This window comes from Arthrobacter sp. TMS2-4 (assembly GCF_054511075.1).
In genome coordinates this window covers 20,011-40,804 of the sequence record NZ_JBTNDI010000014.1, presented here as the reverse complement: position 1 = coordinate 40,804, position 20,794 = coordinate 20,011, and the positions used below count along the sequence as shown (strand labels likewise).

18 protein-coding genes and 1 riboswitch are annotated in these 20,794 nt (G+C 64.1%); of the genes, 9 read left to right on the top strand and 9 right to left on the bottom strand.

Annotated elements, in window-relative coordinates; all coding sequences use genetic code 11:
- Positions 1 to 24: 24 nt before the first annotated feature.
- From ACX80F_RS14800 to ACX80F_RS14790, 3 genes are all read right to left on the bottom strand, one after another.
- Positions 25 to 729 carry a metal-dependent transcriptional regulator gene (locus ACX80F_RS14800; RefSeq protein ID WP_459337204.1) on the bottom strand — a complete coding sequence of 235 codons (705 nt, stop codon included), beginning with the start codon at positions 727 to 729 and terminating at the stop codon, positions 25 to 27.
- Positions 730 to 928: 199 nt separating this feature from the next.
- Complete coding sequence (locus tag ACX80F_RS14795; protein ID WP_459337163.1) at positions 929 to 2,215, bottom strand: Nramp family divalent metal transporter; 1,287 nt, start codon at positions 2,213 to 2,215, stop codon at positions 929 to 931.
- Between the two features lie 177 nt (positions 2,216 to 2,392).
- Positions 2,393 to 3,112: a hypothetical protein gene (locus tag ACX80F_RS14790; RefSeq protein WP_459337162.1), complete on the bottom strand. Its 720-nt coding sequence runs from the start codon at positions 3,110 to 3,112 to the stop codon at positions 2,393 to 2,395.
- 510 nt (positions 3,113 to 3,622) lie between these two features.
- Here ACX80F_RS14790 and ACX80F_RS14785 point away from each other — a divergent pair.
- The 4 genes from ACX80F_RS14785 to ACX80F_RS14770 all read left to right on the top strand — a co-directional run bounded on the left by ACX80F_RS14785 (position 3,623) and on the right by ACX80F_RS14770 (position 6,912).
- Entirely contained in the window at positions 3,623 to 4,228 is a 606-nt protein-coding gene (locus ACX80F_RS14785; RefSeq protein WP_459337161.1) for a sigma-70 family RNA polymerase sigma factor, read from the top strand.
- Between the two features lie 138 nt (positions 4,229 to 4,366).
- Positions 4,367 to 5,143 carry a CHRD domain-containing protein gene (locus tag ACX80F_RS14780; RefSeq protein WP_459337160.1) on the top strand — a complete coding sequence of 259 codons (777 nt, stop codon included), beginning with the start codon at positions 4,367 to 4,369 and terminating at the stop codon, positions 5,141 to 5,143.
- Between the two features lie 43 nt (positions 5,144 to 5,186).
- On the top strand, positions 5,187 to 5,864 hold the full coding sequence (locus ACX80F_RS14775) for a class F sortase (RefSeq protein WP_459337159.1): 678 nt from the start codon (positions 5,187 to 5,189) through the stop codon (positions 5,862 to 5,864).
- Between the two features lie 178 nt (positions 5,865 to 6,042).
- Complete coding sequence (locus ACX80F_RS14770; protein WP_459337158.1) at positions 6,043 to 6,912, top strand: DsbA family protein; 870 nt, start codon at positions 6,043 to 6,045, stop codon at positions 6,910 to 6,912.
- A gap of 80 nt (positions 6,913 to 6,992) precedes the next feature.
- Here ACX80F_RS14770 and ACX80F_RS14765 read toward each other — a convergent pair whose 3' ends face one another.
- Complete coding sequence (locus tag ACX80F_RS14765; protein WP_459337157.1) at positions 6,993 to 7,970, bottom strand: cytochrome c oxidase assembly protein; 978 nt, start codon at positions 7,968 to 7,970, stop codon at positions 6,993 to 6,995.
- A gap of 255 nt (positions 7,971 to 8,225) precedes the next feature.
- Positions 8,226 to 9,107: a LysM peptidoglycan-binding domain-containing protein gene (locus ACX80F_RS14760; RefSeq protein ID WP_459337156.1), complete on the bottom strand. Its 882-nt coding sequence runs from the start codon at positions 9,105 to 9,107 to the stop codon at positions 8,226 to 8,228.
- A gap of 2 nt (positions 9,108 to 9,109) precedes the next feature.
- Positions 9,110 to 9,339, bottom strand: a riboswitch (cyclic di-AMP (ydaO/yuaA leader).
- Positions 9,340 to 9,648: 309 nt separating this feature from the next.
- On the opposite strand from ACX80F_RS14760, the gene ACX80F_RS14755 reads away from it, so the two are divergent.
- Positions 9,649 to 10,059, top strand: a complete 411-nt coding sequence (locus ACX80F_RS14755; protein WP_459337155.1) for a metal-sensitive transcriptional regulator — start codon at positions 9,649 to 9,651, stop codon at positions 10,057 to 10,059.
- An 86-nt stretch (positions 10,060 to 10,145) separates the two neighbouring features.
- Here the strand turns inward: ACX80F_RS14755 and mobF are convergent, their stop codons facing one another.
- Positions 10,146 to 15,056, bottom strand: a complete 4,911-nt coding sequence (gene mobF, locus ACX80F_RS14750; RefSeq protein ID WP_459337154.1) for a MobF family relaxase — start codon at positions 15,054 to 15,056, stop codon at positions 10,146 to 10,148.
- A 580-nt stretch (positions 15,057 to 15,636) separates the two neighbouring features.
- On the opposite strand from mobF, the gene ACX80F_RS14745 reads away from it, so the two are divergent.
- Positions 15,637 to 16,062, top strand: a complete 426-nt coding sequence (locus tag ACX80F_RS14745) for a hypothetical protein (protein WP_459337153.1) — start codon at positions 15,637 to 15,639, stop codon at positions 16,060 to 16,062.
- Positions 16,063 to 16,386: 324 nt separating this feature from the next.
- On the opposite strand, the gene ACX80F_RS14740 is transcribed toward ACX80F_RS14745, so the two are convergent.
- Positions 16,387 to 17,790: a ParB/RepB/Spo0J family partition protein gene (locus tag ACX80F_RS14740; protein WP_459337203.1), complete on the bottom strand. Its 1,404-nt coding sequence runs from the start codon at positions 17,788 to 17,790 to the stop codon at positions 16,387 to 16,389.
- A gap of 212 nt (positions 17,791 to 18,002) precedes the next feature.
- Between ACX80F_RS14740 and ACX80F_RS14735 the strand changes: the two genes are divergently transcribed.
- The 3 genes from ACX80F_RS14735 to ACX80F_RS14725 all read left to right on the top strand — a co-directional run bounded on the left by ACX80F_RS14735 (position 18,003) and on the right by ACX80F_RS14725 (position 19,594).
- A complete protein-coding gene (locus ACX80F_RS14735; protein ID WP_459337152.1) occupies positions 18,003 to 18,449 on the top strand; it encodes a hypothetical protein in 447 nt (148 codons plus the stop codon).
- Between the two features lie 62 nt (positions 18,450 to 18,511).
- A complete protein-coding gene (locus tag ACX80F_RS14730; RefSeq protein ID WP_459337151.1) occupies positions 18,512 to 19,042 on the top strand; it encodes a hypothetical protein in 531 nt (176 codons plus the stop codon).
- 111 nt (positions 19,043 to 19,153) lie between these two features.
- The gene (locus ACX80F_RS14725) at positions 19,154 to 19,594 is read left to right on the top strand and encodes a hypothetical protein (protein ID WP_459337150.1); all 441 of its coding nucleotides are present in this window, start codon (positions 19,154 to 19,156) and stop codon (positions 19,592 to 19,594) included.
- 55 nt (positions 19,595 to 19,649) lie between these two features.
- Here the strand turns inward: ACX80F_RS14725 and ACX80F_RS14720 are convergent, their stop codons facing one another.
- The gene (locus ACX80F_RS14720) at positions 19,650 to 20,183 is read right to left on the bottom strand and encodes a phosphoribosyltransferase family protein (RefSeq protein ID WP_459337149.1); all 534 of its coding nucleotides are present in this window, start codon (positions 20,181 to 20,183) and stop codon (positions 19,650 to 19,652) included.
- A gap of 76 nt (positions 20,184 to 20,259) precedes the next feature.
- Positions 20,260 to 20,670: a nuclear transport factor 2 family protein gene (locus ACX80F_RS14715; protein ID WP_459337148.1), complete on the bottom strand. Its 411-nt coding sequence runs from the start codon at positions 20,668 to 20,670 to the stop codon at positions 20,260 to 20,262.
- Positions 20,671 to 20,794: the final 124 nt, after the last annotated feature.

Sequence of the window (20,794 nt, the reverse complement as noted above, 5' to 3'; positions counted from 1 at the left end):
GCCCGGGACGGGCAGCGGTCTCGTTCAGCCGGCGGCCGCGTCCAAGGGCCGCCGGACCCAGATCCGTTGCGCGTCCGGGAGGCTCAGGCGCAGCGCAGGATGGGTGCCGATTGGTGCAGCAGAAACGAAGAGGTCATGATCGCTGCGTTCATGCACGGTGATGGTGCTGCCGGGGCGGATGTCGTTCAGGGCCAGAAGCCGCAACAGCTCCGGTTTTCTATCGTCAATACGCAGCACGACCCCCTGCCGGGCGCATCCGAGATCGTCGAGGAGCACAAACGCGGACACCGGTGCGTTACCGGACGCGTCGGGGATGGGGTCCCCGTGCGGATCATGGGTGGGATACCCCAGGCGCTCATCGATGGCGTCGAGAAGTCGGTCAGACACAGAATGCTCAAGGAGCTCGGCTTCATCATGAACCTCATCCCACGCGTAACCGAGGTCCCGGACGAGCCAGGTTTCGATGAGCCGATGCCGCCGCACGACAGCGATCGCGCGGGCTGTCCCTTCCGCGGTGAGGTTCAGAGGCCCGTACGGAACATGGTCAACGAGGCCGAGAGCGGCAAGTTTCTTCACCATCCCGGTTACCGACGGTGGAGCGACCGCCAGCTTCGATGCCAGCACCGAAGGAGTGATGGGCTCGTCCTGCCACTCCGTGTGCTGATAAATGGTCTTGAGGTAGTCCTCGACCGCCGCGTTGGGCAGTGTTCCTTGCCGCTGTGTCGTCATCTTCAAACAGGTTCCGTGTCGTGAGCTATCGGTGGGCTATCGGTGGGCTATCGGTGGGCTGCAGGGAGGACCCGTCTCCGCACGCAACAGGCTACAGGGGTGCCTCACCCGCGGCGCGCCGCAGTTGGCTTGTCGCCGGAGGGCCTCGGGCGGCTGGACGACCCGGGCTTCATGATGTTGTGCACGTCCTTGACGGGGGTCACCCGCTCCCGGAGAAGACCAGGTAGAGCAGTGTCAGATTCAGTGTCACCAGCAGGGCTGCGACCACGATGCCGACCACGGTCGTCCACCACCTGTTCTGGTGATCTCCCATCACTTCGGTGCGCGTGCCGAGGTAGACCAGGGGGACGAGAGCGAAGGAAATGCCGAACGAGAGCACTACCTGACTGAGGATCAGCGCCTGCGTCGGATCGACCCCGAGGGCAAGGATCATCAGTGCTGGAATGAGGGTGATGATTCGCCGCGCGGTCAGGGGAATCCTGACCCGCAGCAGGCCGTGCATGATGTCGGCGCCCGCGTATGCGCCGACGGAGCTTGATGCAAGACCCGAGGCAAGCAGCCCAATCGCGAAAAGGGTCGCAACAACAGGGCCGAGGACTTCGGCGATCGCACCGTGGGCGCCCTCCAGCGTGTCGGTGTCGTCGCGGCCCTGCAGGGATGTGGCGGCCAGAAGCAAAATGGCGAGGTTGACCGCGCCCGCAACGGTCAACGCGATGCTGACATCCCAGCGGGTAGCGCTGAGCAACCGCGGGATCGATGATTGAGGGCGCTTGGGAAAGCGGTCGCGGGCCAACGCCGAATGCGCATAGATCGCGTGCGGCATGATCGTCGCCCCGAGGATCGCCGCGGCAAGGAGAACGGACTGACTGCCGTCAAAGGCCGGCAGGAGACCTGCCGCGACGTCGGACGGTTCCGGTGGGCTGATGAACACTCCTGCCGAGAAGCCAATTGCGACGATGACCATCATCGAGATGATGAGCCGTTCAAAGATCTGATGCCGGCCGTTGCCCTGGAGCTGTAGAACAGCCAGGGACACTGCCCCGGTGATCAGCCCGCCGACCAGCAGAGGAAGATCGAACAAGATGTTCAGGGCAATCGCCCCGCCGAGAATCTCGGCGACGTCAGTCGCCATGGCAACCAGCTCGGCCTGCAACCAGAACCCGCGTCGCGCCCAGCGTGACCTGATTCGCTCACCCAGTATTTCCGGGAGACTCTTGCCGGTGACGATGCCGAGCTTCGCGGAAAGGTACTGCACCAGCCATGCCATGACGTTCCCGAGGACGACAACCCAGACCAGCAGGAACCCGTAGATCGCCCCCGCTGTCATGTTGCTCGCGACGTTCCCGGGATCGAGGTAGGCGACACCGGCTACAAGGGCGGGCCCCAGCAACCAAATTGTCCTGCCTCCACTACGGGGCACCTTCGACGAAGGACCAGCCTCGAGAGACTGCTCGGGAAGGATCGATGCGGAGCGCTGCCGGAACATGACCCGACGCTAGCACTTTTAGACGCACCTAAAAAGAGGTTGGCCGAACGGAAAAAGCGACTCTTGCGCCGGTATTCCTGGTTCCTGTTTCGGTTCGATTGTGGAGTCTCGTCGGTACTTCAGGGCGCACCACTGTGATCCAACGAAGAGTGTCCGCTGAGCGGGGCAATCCTTGGGTCAGGAGCAGGTGGTTCTGTCGATGGTGATGTTCAGGTCATGCGGCACCGAGAACTGACGTCCTGCTGATGAGAAGCCGACGAGAACGTCATTGGCGGTGCCACGGGTGGCAGCATCGTCGAGCGCTACGGACACCACGATGTTGATGTGCTGATCCGGCTCGAAGCGGTACCCGATGGCCGGGACAGGCGTGACCGAGAAGGTGCTGGGTTCTGACGCCGAGGGTGACGGGGTGGGGGTGGCCTCATGCCCGGCGGTCCCGTGCGCGGATGCCTGTGCAGGCGAGGCGCCGTGATTGCCGTGACCCTCCCGGTTCGCGGGCGCCACCTTGACATCGACTTTTTGCAATCCCTGCGCATCGACCAGATCGATGCTGTCGAAGGTGAACGTCTCAAGGGTCGGGTTGTGCAGCATGATCGTGTACTGCAGGAGGCTGTCCTGAGGTTGCACCCCACACAGGGTGGCGCCATCGGCGCGGATGTTCAGGGGATCATCATCGAGACTGTCGGAGATGAAAGTCGCTGCATCATCCTGGGTCGCCGCGTCACTGTTGGACGGGAGCGGAGCATCGCTGTCCTCCTGTCCCGCGCTTCCCTGCTGATTTTCGCTTGCCGCGTTGACGTTGAGGGGGTTCTCCTCCGTCGCCCCGCATCCTGCGACGCCGGCGATGAGGAGGGTACCCATCGCGAGACGGATCAATCGATGCTGCGGTGTGCTCATACGAGAACAACCCCTGATGGTGAGGAGGTCCCAGGCGAAGCCCAGGACACTGACCAGTGTGATTCGAACCATACGCCTCGGGGGCTTGGTTCAATCATCAGATCAGGACCTGAAATATGGGGCGTTGACACTCGGCCCTGCTGGAGGGAAGGAGCTGGGAGTGGAACACGTTGAGCAATTTGTCCCACTCCCTGCGCCACCGGGGACCAAATGCCAGGCAATTGATCCCATCACTCGCACATGAGGATGCCCCGACGCTACGACCCATACCTGTATGCAGGCTGGAAGGAGCGGTTGAACCCAGTCCACAGCAACCCACGACAACAATTTGGCACCTTCGCCCGCAAGGAATCGCAGGTTCGCGGAAGGGCTGGGGTTTCCCTGACGGGCACCACCGGCGCGGATCCCGTCGTGCCGGGTCTTCGCGCTCATCGCGTGGGCGCGGAACAGGGTAATCACGGATCCGTCTGGCTACTCGTAGGCTGATGTACGTCCGAGGAGAGGGAGATTGTGGGCGAGCTGACCGAGGATGCCGACGCAAGGCAGCCGCCTCTACGTGCCCGGTTGCGCCCTCTGATGGAGCGCGTTGCCGCTCACGACGAACCTGCGTTCGAGGCGCTGCTGGCCCTGATGGGCCCCGCGATGTTCGCAGTGAGCGCCCGCATCCTCGTGAACCCGCACATCGCACTTGAGGTGACGCAGGAGGTCTTCCTCGAGATCTGGCGCAAGGCGGACACCTACGACACTGACCGCGGTCATCCCGATACCTGGATTATGACCATCACCCACCGCCGCGCCCTGGACAGAAGTGCCAGTGAGGAACGCGCCACCCGACATGAAACCGACTACTTCATCCGGAACTTCACCCGCGAGTACGACCAGACATCAGACACTGCACTGGACTCCGTCGAGCACGACAGTGTTAGGGCGCTTCTTGGAAACCTGAAACCCCCGCAACGTGAAGCGATCTGTCTCGCCTTCTACGACGGGCTGACCTACGAACTGGTCGCCGAGCGACAGGCTGTGCCACTGCCAACAGCCAAAAGCCGGATCCGCGATGGCATCATCGTCCTGCGCAAAGCACTCACTCAACCGACAGCCGCTGACCAGCGCTGACCAGGCGGCCGGTAGTGCAGGAAATCGGCGGAAAAAAGTTTCACATGTGTACCAATCCGTAGAGACGGGTGTCCCGAATCACATCACAGACGCGCCCGCCACGGGTGCGGCCTCACCGCACAGTGAAGGATGTTCCACATGAACAAGAAGATGCGACTTCTCGCAGTCCCCACCCTGGCTCTTGGCGTTGTCGCCATGGCCGGAGCCCCCGCTATGGCTGATCACGCAGCCGGCTCCTACTCGTCCACGCTCGGCCAGCTCAACGGCACCACCGGCACCGGCACGGTCACCGTTGACGTCGAGGGCACGACCGCCACCGTTAACCTTCAGGTCAACGGCCTCGCCGAGACCTTCATGGACGGCCCGTACCCGCACGTTCAGCACATCCACGGCCTCGCCCTGGGCACCTGCCCGACCGATGCCGATGACGCCAACGCTGACGGCATCGTCAGCGTCACCGAAGGTGCCGGCAAGTACGGTGGAATCCAGACCACGCTGACCACCAGCGGCGCGACCGGACCCGAAGAGGGCCTGAACCTCGCACTCGGCGGACAGGGTGGCAGCTACAACATCTCGCGTTCCTTCGAGATCAACCAGGGCACCCAGGACGCACTTGACGCCGGCACGGCAGTCGTCGTCGTCCACGGTCTCGATCCGGCAACCGCTGGCGTGTCCGAGGAAGTCTTCAACTCCCCCAGCGACCTTGACCCCAAGCTCCCCCTCGGCGCCACCTCGCCGGCCCTGTGTGGAAACCTCGCCGCTACCCAGATGGGCGAAATGCCCTACGGTGGAGCCGATACCGGTGTCGCACAGGACACCAACAACGGCATGGGCATGTACGCCCTCGCCGGCGGTCTCGTCCTGGCAGCAGCAGCAGGCGGAACCTACGTCGTTCGTCGCCAGAACTCGAACTAGTCTGAGCACAGCACCACTGAACTGATCGGATATCTTTCAGACCATGATTAGTTCATCCAGCGGCCGCCGTCGAAACCTTCTGGTTTCGACGGCGGTCGCTGCTGTTTTCCTCACCGGATGCGGCGCCCCCGCCACTCCGCAGGCAGAAACCAGCACCCCACCCAGCAAAGCCGCAACCCCCACAGCAGGCGCCCCCACCTCGAGCCCGACACCGGCACCCAGCGCACCCGCGAGCCCAACACCCGCTGCCACCCCAGCGCCGGAGGTTCTTCCGGAATCGGTCCCCGTCTCCTTCAGCATCCCCGCCATTAAGGCCGGATCAGAGCTTCTGGCACTCGGACTGCGGGACAACGGCTCCCTCGAGGTCCCACCGGATGGGCCCGGCGCCCCCGCCAGCTGGTACGACCAGTCCCCCACCCCGGGCGAGCAAGGGCCCACGGTCCTGCTCGGACACGTCAACGCCACCGACGGTGGCCCAGGCGTCTTCGCGGATCTCCGCGCACTGAAGGCCGGCGACGTCATCGAAGTCAGCCGGAAGGACGGCACGACAGTGAGCTTCGCCGTCGAACGTGGCGAGCAATACCCTAAAGACGACTTTCCCACCCTGACCGTCTACGGGAACACAGAAGGCCCTGAACTCCGCCTGATCACCTGTGACGGTTACGACCCCGCTACCGGGCTCTTCGACGACAATTACGTCGTCTACGCCAAACTCGTCTGACGAAGCCGACCCCAGGCCATCCTGTTGGGTGAATCGCTGCACCCTTCCAGAGCAATGTCACCAAGGTCCCGTCTCAGTACACCTAACCGCCGGTTTGGCCGGACGTTGTGGCTCCCCGCTGGGCTGCCCCGGGTGGGACACGAAGGAACGCGGAATAGTTCACGGTAGGATGTATTTGATGTGCCGCGGTGGCACCATCTCGGGGCGGAACGTTCCGATCGACGACTCGTTGGGCGCACGCGAACCGGTAAACCCGTTCGATGTCGTCGGACGTGACAGGACCGGCACCTTTTTCATGAACCCCTGGATTGCAGCAATGATCCCCCTGGCCATCATCACGGTGCTGGGTTCCATCGCCTTCTTCATTGGTTACAAGGGATACCTGTCAAGCGATCGCGACAACGATGACCGAGACCTCGACGTGGCACCTACGACCTCAAAGAACTCCCCCATCGCTGGGGCGACGTCGGCTACGAAGTCAACCGACCGTGGCACGCAGCAGACTGTTTTGCGGACCGCCATCGTTACCAGTGACCGAATGGTTTCGCGCGCCTCGCACGAGCGGGCGATCCTTGTGCAGTTCATCGACCTTTACGCCCCCGGCACCATCTCCACCCAGGAATTTCTCTCCAACCTCCAGGTGGACTACTCCCGCCGCGTCACCTTCGTTGCGCGCCACCTTCCCACGAGTGACCAGGCGCGTCTGGGCGCGAAGGCGCTCGAGGCAGCCGACCGCCAGAACTGCTTCCTGCCCTTTCTGGAAAAAATCACACTAGGTCCGGAAGCTCAGGAATTCCCCCGTCTGCACACCCGTGTCACCATGGACGCCTTTGTCTCTGTTGCCCGTGAGCTAGGCCTCGACAGCAGACGGTTTGAAGCCGACATGCAGAGCTCCGAGGTGCGAGCACGCATCGAAGCCGACCGGATCGAAGCGGCACGGGTCGGCGTAACCCGAGCCCCCGCGCTGATTCTCCTTGATGATCAGAACCACAATGCTTTGACCTCACTCGATGACTTCCGCGAGGCTGTCCGACTCGCCGCCGGCTAGTAATTCCGGTACCTCCCCTGAAGGTGCCCGGGTGAGGACCTCAGGAGCTGGGACGCCACGCTAGCAGGTCGTCCTGTCCTTTATCGTTGCCGATCCTGGCGTTCGGAGCGTTGCTGGAGCTGCTCAAGATAGGCATTGTATGCGTCGAGCTCCGGGGTTCCCTCGAGATTGTGTTTCCGGTCGGCGGCCCGCGATGTCACCGTGTCGTCGCGCTGCCAGCGCACCATGATGATCAGGAGCATCAGCACAGACGGTAGCTCTCCGTACGACCAGGCCAAGCCGCCGGCAATGCCCTGGTCCGTCATTGGGTCAACATCCCACCCCACGGGCAATGTGCCGAAGAAATCGACGACAGGGGTGGTCGCCATCATCAGGACCACGCCAAAGAAGGCGTGCAGTGGCATTTCGGCGAAGATGTCGAGGAACCGGCCGAAGTGAGACTGCTTTACCGGCAGCGGGTCCGTCGATAGCACGGGGACGGTGAAGAGCACCCCGGAAATCAGGAACAGCAGTTCCAGGGTGATGTGCCCATACCAGGAGGGAAGCATCGCGTCGGCGATGCCGCTGAGGTAGACCCCGTAAAAGCTCACGAGGAACACCGGAATCATGAAGGCCGGATGAAGGGCGATCCGGGCGGCCCTTGATCGCAGGCCAGCGTGGGCGAGCCGGAGGACCGGGCGCCCGAGTCCGCGGTGAGGGGTCGCACGCAGCAACAAGGTGCCCGGTCGACCCAGGACCAGAAGAGGGGGAACGGCCATCATGAGGGTGAGCTGCTGGAACATGAACACGGAGAACATCCGAAGGCCGTAGCCCTCAACTCCTGCGCCCATGGTGATCATGATGATGATGCAGCCCAATAAAAAGATCGCTGTTCGCCAGATCGGCCAGGATCGGCCCATCGACCACAGGCGGATCGCCCCGGCAAGGTAGAGCACGCCCAGAACCAGAGCGATTACGGGGATGAGCGGAATCGGTTGCAGCGTTGGTGCCAGGTAGGTCGCCCACGATGGTGGGGCCTCAGGTATCCACACTGGCCCACTGACCCACGGATCATTCATTGCTGTACAACCATCCAAACTTCACGGTCTCGCCAATGTCTAGGGTGCAGTGTGCGGCCGTCGGAACTCACTACACCCCGTTAAGCGGAACCAGGCACTGAGCGAATGGCGCCCGCGGCCAGTGCCTTACTTCCGGCCCGGACCGACATCCAGGGGACCGGTGACGGGCGGGCAAGGAAATAGCGGTAAGCACCCCCGTCCAGGGCGCTCACCGCCATCTCAGCTTGAGGGCAGCCACTTCACCGATGGGTGAAGTTAGCCGTTAACGCGTACGAAAGTGGATCCGGCGAGGTCAGAGAGGGAGTGCTCCATGGTGAGGTTCGCACCATTCATGCCGCTGCTGATGACCTTGCCGCCACCGACATAGATAGCGACGTGACCCGGACGGACCACGAGGTCACCCGGTGCCGGGGTGGCGACGACAGTTCCGTACTGCAGGAACTGCATAGGGCCGAGGTCTCCGACGTTCTTGCCGATCGAGCGCAGGGCCCGCTCGACGAGGATGGTGCAGTCCTGGATGGACCCGATCTGAGAGTACGCCGAGGCGACGAGGGCCGCGCCGACGCCGCTAGCGGGAACGGTCGGCGCTGCGGGAGCTGCCGGGGCGATCGGGGTGATAGCGGCCGAGGTCAGGGAGTATGTGGGCTGAGCTGCTGCAGGAGCGGGTACTGCAGTCGGGGCTGCGGCAGGTGCGCTGTAGAAGACCTGGCTGACTGGGGCTGCAGCGGGAACCGCGGCTGCGCTGACAGCAACATTGGTAGCGGCGCCGCCGGAAAGCCGGAGCTGCTGACCCGGGTAGATGACTGAGGCGTAGGACAGGCCGTTGGTCGCGAGTAGCGCATCGAGGTTCACGCCGTGCTTGGCGGCGATGGTGCCCATCGTGTCGCCGGAGGTGACCGTGTAAACGCCGGCAGCAGCGGGAGCCTGTGCGGTGACGGGGCGGGTGTCCTGCGTGTAGGTGCCGGCCTGGGCGGCGGGGGCTCCGATAGCGAAGACGAGGCCGCCGGTCGCGGCTGCAATGATGGCCGGCTTGCCGAGCGCGACAGCGCTGGTCTTCGCGGAATACGACAGGCCCTCGAGGGCGATGGAGTGGGTGACGACGGCGCGGTGGCGCGCGGGAATGGACGTACGTGACATGGTGGTTGCCTCTCCCATGCCTGCGGGGTGAGCTGTCGGGTTCGGATGGGAGTCACCCGGCCGTCCTTCATCCCTAGTGCTGTTTCTGCAGTAGCGAAACGCTGCTGCAGGTCCCGGCACGTCGGTCGTTGGATCGACTTAACCCCGAGGGCCATCACACAAAGAGCGTGCGGTGACCCGGTGGAAACGTGGTTCCCCCGTCCCTGCCATATGGATTGTGCGAACGGATCCCGGAGCAGTGGCAGGACTCGGCATTCTGCGCGGGAGAGTGGTCTCGACGGGTGCCGGGATCACCTGAGGAGAATACCCCAGGGTGGTATCGATAGTCACATTTATGTAACGTCGTCCGGCGTGTTGTCGCGACACGCTGCTTCAGGGCTTGCTAACGGGCTTAGGCGGAACTTCCGGTCCTGTTGTTCGTTCACCTCCTCTCGTCGTTGACGGATACTAGTGATGGCCGTGTACCTCGCGCGGCCGAGGACCGCATCAACGGCTACCTGTGCTGGGCAGCAGCGCGTCGATGATGATGAAGGGGACGACAATGCCCACCTATCCCGCATCGAACGTCACGGATGAGACGACTACTCCCCCGACACAAGCAACTTCCGACCCGCTTCCTCAGCACGACGCTGAAACTCACCCTCACGGCTATGCCGCCGACAAAGGCGCGTACTTGCGCCGACTCAAGCGCATCGAAGGTCAGGTCCGCGGAATAGCCCGCATGATCGACGAGGACAAATACTGCATCGACATCCTCACGCAGGTCGCCGCCGTGAATAGCGCCATGCACGCGCTCAGTCTGGGGCTTCTGGAAAGCCACCTCACGCATTGCGTCGCCGATGCGGCCCGGGAAACCGCAAGCACAGACAGCACATCTGACCCAACAAGCGTCGAAGCCGTCGACGCGAAGATCCAGGAAGCAACCCAGGCAATAGGCCGACTACTGCGCTAGTCGCTGACCGTATCCAGAAAGCATCAGGGCGACAAAAGCGAGGCTATCGGCAGGCAGACGCGCCCACTCTTGCCGTGCCAGAACACCTACTGTCGGGTTCGGCCTTCGTCTCGTCCTTGAGATTCCTGGGCACGTCGTGCTGCCGCTGAAGCTTCCTCGGATGCTTCCCTTCTCGGTGCGGAACTGGCTGCTGCTTCCCGCCGTCGACGGATAACTTCGACTTGCCGCGTACTCCACCCGGAAGTCCTCTCGGGTGCACGAGCGGCATTCTTGGTCTCGCCAACGGTGGGCTCCTTTGAGCTCTGTTCCTTCAAATCGGTCGCCGGTTCCGATACAGCATGTTCAGTCCCGTCGGTGGGTGCACGGTGCCTTGTTACGGCGCGGGCGATGGCCGCTGCCATGCTCTCCGACTGCTTCGGCTGATCGTCCGACTGGACGGCGTCCACGATCCGTGCCTCTCGCTGCTGCGGCGCCGGTAGCGGATCGCTGGCGGCGGCGCGTTCTGCACGCATACGGTCGATGACGCGCCGGGCAGCGGCCCGCTCGGTCGTCATGCGATCGGCGATCGCCGCCTCATCCGCTGCTTGTTGGATCTGCGTGGCCGACCTCGGTGCGACGATGGTGAGCTCGCTGTGTTTGTGCAGGGCCGTAGCACGCTCAATGAGGCGTTGCGCGGTGGGATCGTCCCGGTACTGCTTGGGGATCAGCGAGGTCTCGTGGGTGCCGATGTTGTACCGGTTCCGGTATGCCTCGGTCTCGGCCGCGATGCTGTGCCACTCGACTGCCTTTGCGTCTTTTCCGGGCACGGGCCCGAGGGCGTTCGTCCACGCGGGCTTTTCTTCCGCGAGTTGCGCACCGCGGACCATGACCTTCTGTCCGAGGTGCGCCCGGAGCCGGTCGAGCTCGGTCCGGTAGGAGGCCGGCACCAGCGGATCCCGAAGGAGGACGGTGGGCGCCAAGTCGTTGCTGACAACCGCTGTGGTGAGCGGTGCGGCAGGTACAGCGGATGCAACGACGCCGGGGGCCTCTCCCCCGGCTTCAGCACCGGTGTTGGTGGGTCGTGCGACGACGCGGAGTTGCTGCTCGTGTCTGATCGCCTCGTCGATGGTGACCTGGTGTGCGGTGCGGGGATCTTCCCCGCGGGCGGTGCGCTCGATCGCGGCCTGGCTGGGGGACAGATCGGCACGGCGTTCCAGCTCAACGGTCATCGCCTGCACCGTCCACTGGTCTTTGGACACAGTTCTCTGTGTCTCTGTGTCGCCCGGTTTAGTGGGGTCGACGGAGCGGATCCGCAGCAGGGCGGAGGTGCGTGCGTCCGTGAGCTTGTCGGTCCGCAGGAGCGCAAACGGGCGCGCCGCCCATTCCCTGTCCAGCCCGGCGTCCATCGGCGTCTCTCCGGGCGACCGGCGTGGCAGCTCGGTTCCTGCTGCGTACCTCGCGGCTTGCTGTGCGAGGCGGGCCAGATGTTCGTCGGACACGGCGCCGAGGGGACGCTGGTCGGCGTTGGAGAGGAGGCTGTGGGCGGCGTCGATGCGCTGCTCGAGCCGGTAGGCGAGGACGGCTGCCGGGTCCTGTGCCCCGTCGAACCCGCGCAGGTGCCCGGTGTCGGCGTGCTGCCCGCGCCCCGTGCTGTCCCTGTTGCTGTCCCGCGTGACGCCGGCGGCTTGGGCGAGGAGTGCTGCGGGGTCGAGTCCTTGGGCTTCTGCTGCGCGCAGGTGGGTTGCTACTGCTCCCCATGCCTCGTGGGAGGTGAACTGGACGGCGCTCCGCGGCCCGATCACCTCGGCCGCGATGGTCCTGGTCTTGGCTTCCCATGCGGCGTTCTCGACCTCGTTGTAGACGCCGGCGAGGGTCGCGACGTCGCCGGCACGGACGGCTTCGACCCGTACTGCTTCGTGCGCTGAGAGGGTGCGGTCGTAGTTCGCGGTGATCGTGGACAGGACGCTGTCGCGGGTCGCGGCCTGGTCGTTGTCGTCGCCGAGGGCGACGTAGAGGCGGTTCGTCTCGCGTCCTCGGGTGGCGGCGACGTAGGCGCCGGCGCGGTCGGTCCGCTCGTCCAGAATCGCGTGCGCGGTGTCCACGGTGGCGCCCTGGGCGCGGTGCACGGTCGCCGCGTAGCCGAGCTGTCCGTGCTCGTGGAGGTAGCTGGCCTCGACGGTGATCCGTCCGCGGTGGCCCGCGTGCCGGAGGGTGATGCGCTGCCGGTCCACCCCTGCAGCTGCGTCGGCAGATGTGTCGGCAGATGTGTCGGCAGATGTGTCGGCAGATGTGTCGGTGGTGGGGTCAATAGCTGGGTCGGTGGTGACTTTTTCGACGGTCCAGACATCGTTGTTCTTCACGAAGTCCTTGCCCTGGTTGACCTGCAGGGTGCGGTCGTTCTTGCGGGTGACGACGGTATCGCCGGCGTAGGCGCGCAGGCCGTCGCGCAGGACGACAGACGGTGTTGCCTCGGTGATCGGGCCGGTGCCGTCGGCCAGGTCGCCGGTGGCGATGCGGGCGGCCTGTGCGCGGGCGTTAAGGTCGGTGACGGTGGCGTTGTCGGTGGCGATCAGCAGCGAGGTCTTGCCCGCCTGGGTGTCTGCCCTCCACGCGGCGAAGGCGTCCTGCGTCATGGCCTCAAGGGTGCCCGCGGTGACGCGCTTGTTCTCAAGGTACCAGTGGAACGGGGTGTCCGCGCCGGCGGCGGGCGGCTCCCGAAGTGCCAGGGATGCCTCTGACTCGCCTTCCGTGCGGAAGCGGTGAACTTCCTCGAGGCGGACCGCTCCGACCTCGTTGTTGAGCAGGCGCAGCGCGCCGCCGGAGCCGATGGCGCCGAGCTGGCGGTCATCTCCGATGGCCCTGACCACAGCGCCGTTGCGGGCGGCGACGGCGACGACGTCGGCGAGCTTCGGAGTGGTGACCATACCGGCTTCGTCGACAATGATTACGTCCCCGGCACGCAGGCCCAACACAGGCATGAAGGCCGGGTTGATGAAGCTCGAACGGACGCCCGCGCTATCTGCCTTCTGGTTGTTCTGCTGGTTGCGGTGGGTGGCCAGGAACGCGTCGATGGTCGTGGCTTCCGCGCCGAGGTCTCCGCTCATGACGGCGGCCGCGGCGGCGGTGGGGGCGAGTCCGATGACCCGTCCGCCGGTGTCGCGGACGGCGTCGGCGGCAAGGGAAAGGCTGGTGGTCTTGCCTGTTCCTGCCGGTCCGATGCCGAGGGTGAGCAGCTTCTCGTTGGTAGCGAACGCGCGCGCGAGGTCGATCTGGCCCTGGGACAGGGATGGCTTGCCGCTCTCGGCCGCGGCGTCGGTGTGCTTCGCCAGGACTGCGTCGAAGCGTTCCATGGACACGGCCGGGATGACGGTTTTCTGTCCGGCGGCGAGGGTCCTGTGCTCAGCGTTCAGCACCTCGTGAGAGGTGAACAGGGCGCTGTCGGCCTGCTGGAACTGGCTCGATCCGTCGGCCCGCTGGAACTCGTGCAGGCGCGGTGTGATGGCCTCCGATGTAACCCGGAGGCTCTGTGTGCCGGTTACGGAGCGGGTGACCTTCTCCACGGTTTCGTCGGTGATGGTTTGCCCGGGGAAGGCTTCTTTGAGGTGGCGGCGGGTCTGGGCGATGACGTGGTTCCGTCCCCATGAAGCGCGCTTGGCTGACAGCTCGTGGACGATTTCGCGGGCGTGCTCGTGCACGTTGAGGTCGGCGACACTGGGGCCGGTGAGTACGCCGGGGCCGGCGCTGCGGACGCGCTCGAGGAGGGCCGGACCCACCGGCATCCCCATCCCGCCGTCCAACCCAGTGCTGTAGTCCTTTTGCCATTCGTCGACCAGCGCAGAGAGCCGGCGGGCACTCTTCTTCTCCGGTCGGGTCTCCAATGTGGCCTGCTGTGCCAGGGCGATCTTCTGCTTATCGCTGGGCGCATACCCGTGCTTATCGGTGAACTCGCCTTCGAGCCGGTGGATCGCTCCGGCGATGTTGGTGCGCCTCGAGGAGGCCCGGTGGATGCTGTCGAGGTCGATGCCGGCGACCTCGTAGACAGGCTCGCGGCCACCGGTTGCCCGGGCGACGGTGCTGACGCCGAGGGATGCGCAGACCTTCTCGATGACCTTTGCGTTGTACGTCTCGGATGCGGCGACGCCCATCTTGTAGAGGGTGCGCCCGTCGACGGACGACCATTTCCCGTCGCTGCCCATCACCTTGTTCGCGATGACGACGTGGTCGTGCAGCTGGGGGTCCCCGGCGCGGGAGTCGTAGTGCCGGAACTGGGTGGCTACGAGACCTTCCTTGACGTCGATCTGGCGGACACCGTTCTTCCCACGGCGCGTGTAGGTGGCGTTCTTTTCGAGGAAGGTGATCGTCTCGGCAATGGCCTCATTGTGGGCGGCTTCGACTGCAGTGCGGGCCTCGTCGCCGCCGAGCGCCCACAGCAGGGATACCGATTTGGCGGGCGAGAACACCAGGTCATACCCGGCGACGGTCTGCTTCGACGGGGTGGTCTGCGCGGTGACGTACCGGGCCAGTTCTTCGTTGCTGCGGGCGTTCCGGCCGTGGGACTCACGGAACAGCTCGCCGCCGACCCGTGACCGGATCTCGTGCATGACTTCTTTCGGCAGCGTCTTGTCGGCGTTCTCCGGGCCGCTCCATGCGGGCCCGCTGGTGCGCCGGAACCGGGCCACTTCCTCGTCGATCCGGCGGGTCATCTCCGTGTTGGCTGCCCCGTACTGGTGGTACTTCTGCCCCAGTTTGATCTGCTCGGTCGTCCCGCCGGCGGCGAGGATATTCGCGGCCTCGGGGTGCAGTCCCTCGCCGAAGAGGGCTTTCATCTGCGCTTCGCTGACTTCACCGAAGACGCCGAGTAGTTGCTCGGCGTGCCCAACCCACTGCCCCGGAGGCATGCCGTCAACGGTGTAGTAGTCCCCCAGTCCGCGGCCTCCTGCGCGCAGCTCGTCGCCGCTGGCGACCTCGGAGGTGTAGTAGGCGTAGCCGTCCCCAGCACTGAGCTTATGGACGGTCATCACACGCTCCATCCTCATCCACTCCCCTGCCCCGCTGATGGCGGCTCGCCGGGCAGGATTGACCCCATTTATCAGGATGCAAGAGGTGTGACAGATTGTGCTGGTTGGAAGGGCGCGAAATCGCATGGTGACGACGGAGGAGGAAAGCCAGATGAAGTGCCGTGGAAACCAGTACGATTGGTCCATCGAATCTCGATGCGGTTGTGCACATGAGAATGAGCGGTGGGTAACACGATTTTCGTTATCCACCGGCTCGTTCGATTGTGTGGAACCGCAAACGGACGTTATCCACCAGGTGGGCAGCATAGAGACGTTAGGTTATCTCGGAGCTGTCCACGTGTGGTCAACGTCCGTTGCATCCAGTCCGAGCGCCAGCGAGGTCCGCATCTGCTTTCCGCAGTCGGCTCGTGGGTGCCAGCGGTGACGTCGGACAGGGTCGGTGATCGGTCGGGGTCTACCTGTGGTGACCGGCTGCTAACCGTTAGGTTTGGCAGGGAAAGTGCGTCGGATCGCAAGTCGTGGCCGACGCAGTATCAGGTACGGGTCTTGCACGCAGGATGAGTGAAGGGGACGAGTCATCATGGCAGCACCGAGGAAGTCAGCGCAGCAGGTAGCGGCGCGGGAAAAGGCGAGGGCGAAAGCTCAGGAACTGACCGAGCGGCACGAGCGGTTGATTGACTTGGCGGCGGAGTTCTTCGAGCAGGAGCAGCAGGCCGAGCAGATCCGCGCCGAGGCGCGGGAGCGTGCTGACGCGATCCTGGCGAAAGCCGAGCAGGACGCGGAAGCGGCCGCGAAGGAAGCTGGCGCGAAGGTGCAGCAGATGCTCGATACCGGAGAGAGTCGGGCAGGGGTAGCCGCCCGGCTCGGGCTCAGTACCGCCGAGATGAAGCGTGCCCTGGACGGTGCCGGCACCAGCTCGTCGTCCGAAGAAGTGCGGACCGAACCGACGCTGGCGGCAACAGCAGATGACGCGGAGCAGGTCGCCGCCGAGACGAAGGCCGCCTAGCGGGTGACGCCCTAGCGGGCAGCACGAAGTGAGGGGACCGACTGTGTCGGTCCCCTCTTCTGTGGGCAACGCATCTGCGTAGTCCTTTCTCCTGGTCGTGTCGGCGTGCAGCGCGGCCGGTGCGTGCGTACCTGGTGCGCGGCACCGGAGCCTCAGTGAGCTTGAGCGCGAGGACGGCGGTTCGTCGCCGGCGACCACAGCTCGAGGCTCCCGTAGCGGCGGCGAACCGCCCCGCCCACCAGTGGCGAGCTGACCACCTTCCCCTCTCCCGGGCCGGGGCTGGTGGTGCAGGGCTGTCACTCCCTGCACCACCGGTGCCCGGTGCTACTCGGCCGCGTACTCCTCGGCGATCATCTCCTCCTCGTCCGCGTGGACTTCCTCGAACGTCTCTGTGTCCTCGTCGGGTTCGGTGGTCTTATTCGCGCTGTCGAGGATGATCTGGTCGACCTCACTCGGCGTGTACCCCCAAGTAACCAACTGCGTGAGGTAGGTCAGGTGGCTCCGGTGCGGTGAGCGCCACGAGTCCTTGGCGATGGTCTTCTCGAACCCTGCGCAGACCAGCGCGATCATGGGCACCTCGGGGCGGGTGGTGGTCTTCGCGACGTGGTCGCGGAGTGGGTTCCATCCCCACGATTCCTTGCCCTCGATCTTCGCTCCGGCCATCTCAGCGGCCACGGCTCCCTCGTAGCCGCTGGTGACCTCGGAGTGGTGGGTCAGGGCGTGGACGGTGAAGTACTGCCAGCCCTTCGGTGCCTGCTTTTTCGCCAGCAGGGATCGGACAAAATCGCGCCGGACGACCGTCGCCGATTCCATGGCCTTGTTGTTGGCGATCAGGGTCTTCCGTGCGGCCTTCTGCTCGTCGCTCATGGGTCCGCTGGGTGCGGCTGAACCGAAGTTGTAGCGGAGCTTGAAGCCCAGCTCCTTCCACCCGGTGACGACCGGGATCACGGTCAAGGCGCCGTTGATGTAGGCGGCGTTCGCGTCCTCCTTTGTGGCCTGCGATCCGTCAGCGCGGAGCAGTTCGGTGACGCGCACGTTGTCGTCGGTCGAGTGGTATCCCCAGCTCACGTCGTCCGCGATCGGTGTGCCTGCCGCTTCCAGCTCGGCCACCAGCGCCGCGCGTGCGGCTTGGTGTGCTCGATCGTCGCGCAACTGCTGGGCGACGTGGGCGAGCATGTCCGGCTCTTCCGTGAGGACGGCTTCAAGGTGCGCGGTGGCGTCCTCGTCGTCGGCGAACTCGACCAGCACGAGAGCTTCCTTGATGGTGCGGCCCTTGGACAGCGCGGCCTCCCCTGCGGTGCTCTTCTTGGCCTTCAGCGCGCCCTCGACTTGGGTCTTGGCGCGTCCGGTCTTCTTCGCGATCTGCGCCGCGCTCACTCCCAGCAGGGACAGCTGGTGGAAGGCGTCGGCCTCGTCCGCGTCGGTCAGCGCGGAACGCTGAACGTTTTCCACGACCTGCGTGGTGATCCGCTCGGCTTCCTCCGGGCTGGCGACGACCATGACCGGGATCAGGGGTGTCTCGGCTTCGACCGCGCCGCAGGTGCGGCGCTGTCCCATCAGGACGTGCACGGTGCCGTCGTCCTTGCGGTGTGCGATCACGGGTTCGATCACGCCGTGCTCCTTGATGCTCGCGATGAACTCGGGCGTCAGGGCGGCGTCCTTGCGCACGTTCACGTCCACGGTGAGTGTGCGCGGGGCGATCATTTCAAGGGTTGGCTGAGTGGTCAGCTGAGTGTTCACGGTGTTGCTCCTTGGTTGCAGTGGTGGTGTCGGGGCCCTTGGTGACCAGCAGTGGACCCTTCCCCCGACGCTTCTATGTCTGTCAACCGGCTGGAATCGGGCGCAGGCGCGGACCGAGTTGTTTCGTCCGGGGAGGGGATCGGCCCGCGTGCCGTATCCGCCGTCGTTTGGCTGCTGGCGAAGCTTGAGATGCTTGCACTATGACCACCGATAACAAGGCCATGCTCGATCGCGTCATCACCGAGGTGTTCAATGAAGACTTCGTCAGCATGCGTGTCAGCTCTGACGAAGCGCACGGAACGCACAGTGTCCAGGTGAACAGCCGCTTCCGCCAGGACCGCACCGCGATCATTCGGGCCGGACACGTGTGGATGGAGGTCTTCATCCCTGAACTGAATGTTCAAACGGGCATTCTGGTGGATGACGGCGAGAAAGACGACGATCCCGAAGACGTGATCGAGGCCTACAAAGAGGGAGAGCTTAGGAAGATTTGCCGCCTCATGCATGCCTACCTCGAAGGAGAAGGGCGTGTCAGCGAACGGCGCAGCCTCTTCGGCCGAGGCGTAGTCCGCAAACTGGTCATCGAGTCAGATGGCTTCGAGTGGCGCTTAGGCCGAAACTACTCGAGCGGGCCAAAACCGGTATGACCCGCTGAGGGATCGGCGTGCGGACGCCGGTTCGGCGTACGCCCTCCGCCTAGGATGCGGTGATGAGCTCCTTGAACGTCCTGACGTTCCGTCCGCAGGATCCTGACTTTGTCGATTCGGAGTTCAGCCACAGATCCCGCCGCGCAAGGCGTCGCGAGAGCAAGCGGTTAGACATCCTCATTGATGGTCGGCCTTTGCGATTGTGGTGGCGGGACTGGGAACAACCGGAGTATGACTTCGATGTACCCGTGCCTCCCCTAGTCACTCGCCTCTCTCGATCATCGATGCGGGAAGCTCTGATACAGCTACGGCAGCTCCGTGGGTCAAGTCCCGAAGGTAGACCCATAACCGCTGAGCTGTTCTATTGCGGGGAATGTTTCGACGTATCGGACGGAATCCTCGGCGTGCAGGTCAGCCGGGACCAGAGCACAGTGAGGTGGCAGAGGTTTGGGTGGATTGATGACGCCGACGGCATCAGCGAAGATGCTCTGATCACCAACGCACCACCCATCATCTTCGATACTGCCGCGTACGACCACGCCCTGGATGATGCTCAAGCCGCCCTCATCAGCTTTTTCCGCCGCAGCCGGTAAAGACAAACTGCTCAGGCATGAACTGTCCGATCAGGAATCCTTCAGCAAAGTACCCGAGTAAGACTGTCCTCTTGCTCGTCGTGGGTTGATCCGATGCCCCATGATTAGGCGATGTGGAAGTGGTGGGAGCTGAAGCTGAAGCTCAGGCGCGAGTGGCGCGCGCGGAAAGTTCGCCTGCTGGAACTGGAAGCCCAGCCCGAGCCCGACTACGGCTATGCGCCGTCCTGGGAAGGACTCGTTGCTGGACGGCGTGAATTTGCCGGCAGGGTGATTACCGGTTCATACATTGGCCATGACCTCCTCATCCACGTATACGGCGACGCCGACCTGAACCGATCCTACGAACCAAAGGACTTCAGCTTCGCCGCCGCCTACTTCATCACCGACAAAATGCTGGCCGGGCCCGGGGACGACGACCCAGACCCCTCGTTTGAATCCCTCGAAGAACTCAACGAGTGGCTGTCTGAGCAGTCCATCGACTGGTACCTGCCCTATGTCTCACTCGCTCGCCTCGGCTTGATACATGGCTACGACGGCAAGCGAGTGCCTTAGCGCGAGGGCATCCCCGCTGAAGGATCGCCCACCGACAGGGTTTGCCTCGGGTGGATTAGAGCTCCCGAACGGTGAGCAAGGATCTAACCTGAAGCTTTCGTCGCAAATGGGCCCGCTCGAGGCCGTCCACGACCACCGCGGCGCCGATCCAGGATGCACCACTCATCTCGACGAGGGCATAGCACGCCTCTGCTTGAGCGCCGGTGGCAATCCAATCATCGACAAAGAGAACCCTGTCCCCTGCCTGCAACAGTGAGCGACGCAGCCCGAGCCGTAAGTTCCTGTCGATGTAATCAGGTCCCGTGGAAACCTCCCACCAGGCATCGCTATCGGCCGCGCGACCGGGATCCTTCCGCACTTCCGCGAAGCCGATCCCTAAATGCTGCGCGGTCAAAACGCCGAGCAGGCTCCCGTGAGATTCGGTACCCATGACAACGGTCGGTGTTGACTCAGCGAAGAGTCCCGCGAGACTAGAACCGAGCGACAGGAGCGTGTCCGGACTCCGCCACCATCCTGTGACATCAGCCCTGAAGTCAGGATCGGTTCGGTCCCCCAGCCATCGAAAAGACTGACGAAGACGGTCCCGCATGTCAGATTCCTTCCGCATGCACCCATCTTCGCAACACAGCACGCCCTAGCCGCTCAAGACTGCAAGGCGGTGTCGCTCAAGGATCCTCGAGCGGAAGAGTCAGTTCAGTGGCCCAGGAGGACGGGAGAAGTGGTCCCGCGTGTCCCGCGACCAGCAGCCAAGCACCCTCTTCTTCCGTCCATACCTGGGTCATCGGCATTCGGTATTCGTTGCGCCCCGCGGCAGTCGTGACGTCGTCTCTCACGATGCAGGTGAGGACCGCAGTGGAGCCGCACATCGTGATCTTCGGGTCTTCGAGCATCTGACTGTGCCAGGTGTTCCGCCCGCCAATGTTGGACTGAAGGTAGGTCTCGCGGTTGAACTGGTCGCCTTTGTGGGAGGTCCAGGAGAACTGCGGGTGGAGGAGCTCGCACAACAGGGCGCTGTCGTGTCGGCTCAAGGCATCCGCCCGCTTTCTCGCGGCTTCCAGTATCTCTTCGGTGCGCATCACTTGAGTGTGTCAGTCGTTATCCCTGCATCATGGGCGACGCACGGACAGTAGGTCTTACCACCACCTCGAAGAACGCATCAGGATCGCAATCGTGCATCACCTGAACCGTCGATCAAACCGA

Excerpts from the sequence above, each read along its gene's own strand:
- ACX80F_RS14800 (WP_459337204.1), bottom strand. The coding sequence starts at position 729 with ATGACGACACAGCGGCAAGGAACACTGCCCAACGCGGCGGTCGAGGAC.
- ACX80F_RS14795 (WP_459337163.1), bottom strand. The coding sequence starts at position 2,215 with ATGTTCCGGCAGCGCTCCGCATCGATCCTTCCCGAGCAGTCTCTCGAG.
- ACX80F_RS14790 (WP_459337162.1), bottom strand. The coding sequence starts at position 3,112 with ATGAGCACACCGCAGCATCGATTGATCCGTCTCGCGATGGGTACCCTC.
- ACX80F_RS14780 (WP_459337160.1), top strand. The coding sequence starts at position 4,367 with ATGAACAAGAAGATGCGACTTCTCGCAGTCCCCACCCTGGCTCTTGGC.
- ACX80F_RS14775 (WP_459337159.1), top strand. The coding sequence starts at position 5,187 with ATGATTAGTTCATCCAGCGGCCGCCGTCGAAACCTTCTGGTTTCGACG.
- ACX80F_RS14770 (WP_459337158.1), top strand. The coding sequence starts at position 6,043 with ATGTGCCGCGGTGGCACCATCTCGGGGCGGAACGTTCCGATCGACGAC.
- ACX80F_RS14765 (WP_459337157.1), bottom strand. The coding sequence starts at position 7,970 with ATGAATGATCCGTGGGTCAGTGGGCCAGTGTGGATACCTGAGGCCCCA.
- ACX80F_RS14760 (WP_459337156.1), bottom strand. The coding sequence starts at position 9,107 with ATGTCACGTACGTCCATTCCCGCGCGCCACCGCGCCGTCGTCACCCAC.
- ACX80F_RS14755 (WP_459337155.1), top strand. The coding sequence starts at position 9,649 with ATGCCCACCTATCCCGCATCGAACGTCACGGATGAGACGACTACTCCC.
- mobF (WP_459337154.1), bottom strand. The coding sequence starts at position 15,056 with ATGACCGTCCATAAGCTCAGTGCTGGGGACGGCTACGCCTACTACACC.
- ACX80F_RS14745 (WP_459337153.1), top strand. The coding sequence starts at position 15,637 with ATGGCAGCACCGAGGAAGTCAGCGCAGCAGGTAGCGGCGCGGGAAAAG.
- ACX80F_RS14735 (WP_459337152.1), top strand. The coding sequence starts at position 18,003 with ATGACCACCGATAACAAGGCCATGCTCGATCGCGTCATCACCGAGGTG.
- ACX80F_RS14730 (WP_459337151.1), top strand. The coding sequence starts at position 18,512 with ATGAGCTCCTTGAACGTCCTGACGTTCCGTCCGCAGGATCCTGACTTT.
- ACX80F_RS14725 (WP_459337150.1), top strand. The coding sequence starts at position 19,154 with ATGTGGAAGTGGTGGGAGCTGAAGCTGAAGCTCAGGCGCGAGTGGCGC.
- ACX80F_RS14720 (WP_459337149.1), bottom strand. The coding sequence starts at position 20,183 with ATGCGGGACCGTCTTCGTCAGTCTTTTCGATGGCTGGGGGACCGAACC.
- ACX80F_RS14715 (WP_459337148.1), bottom strand. The coding sequence starts at position 20,670 with ATGCGCACCGAAGAGATACTGGAAGCCGCGAGAAAGCGGGCGGATGCC.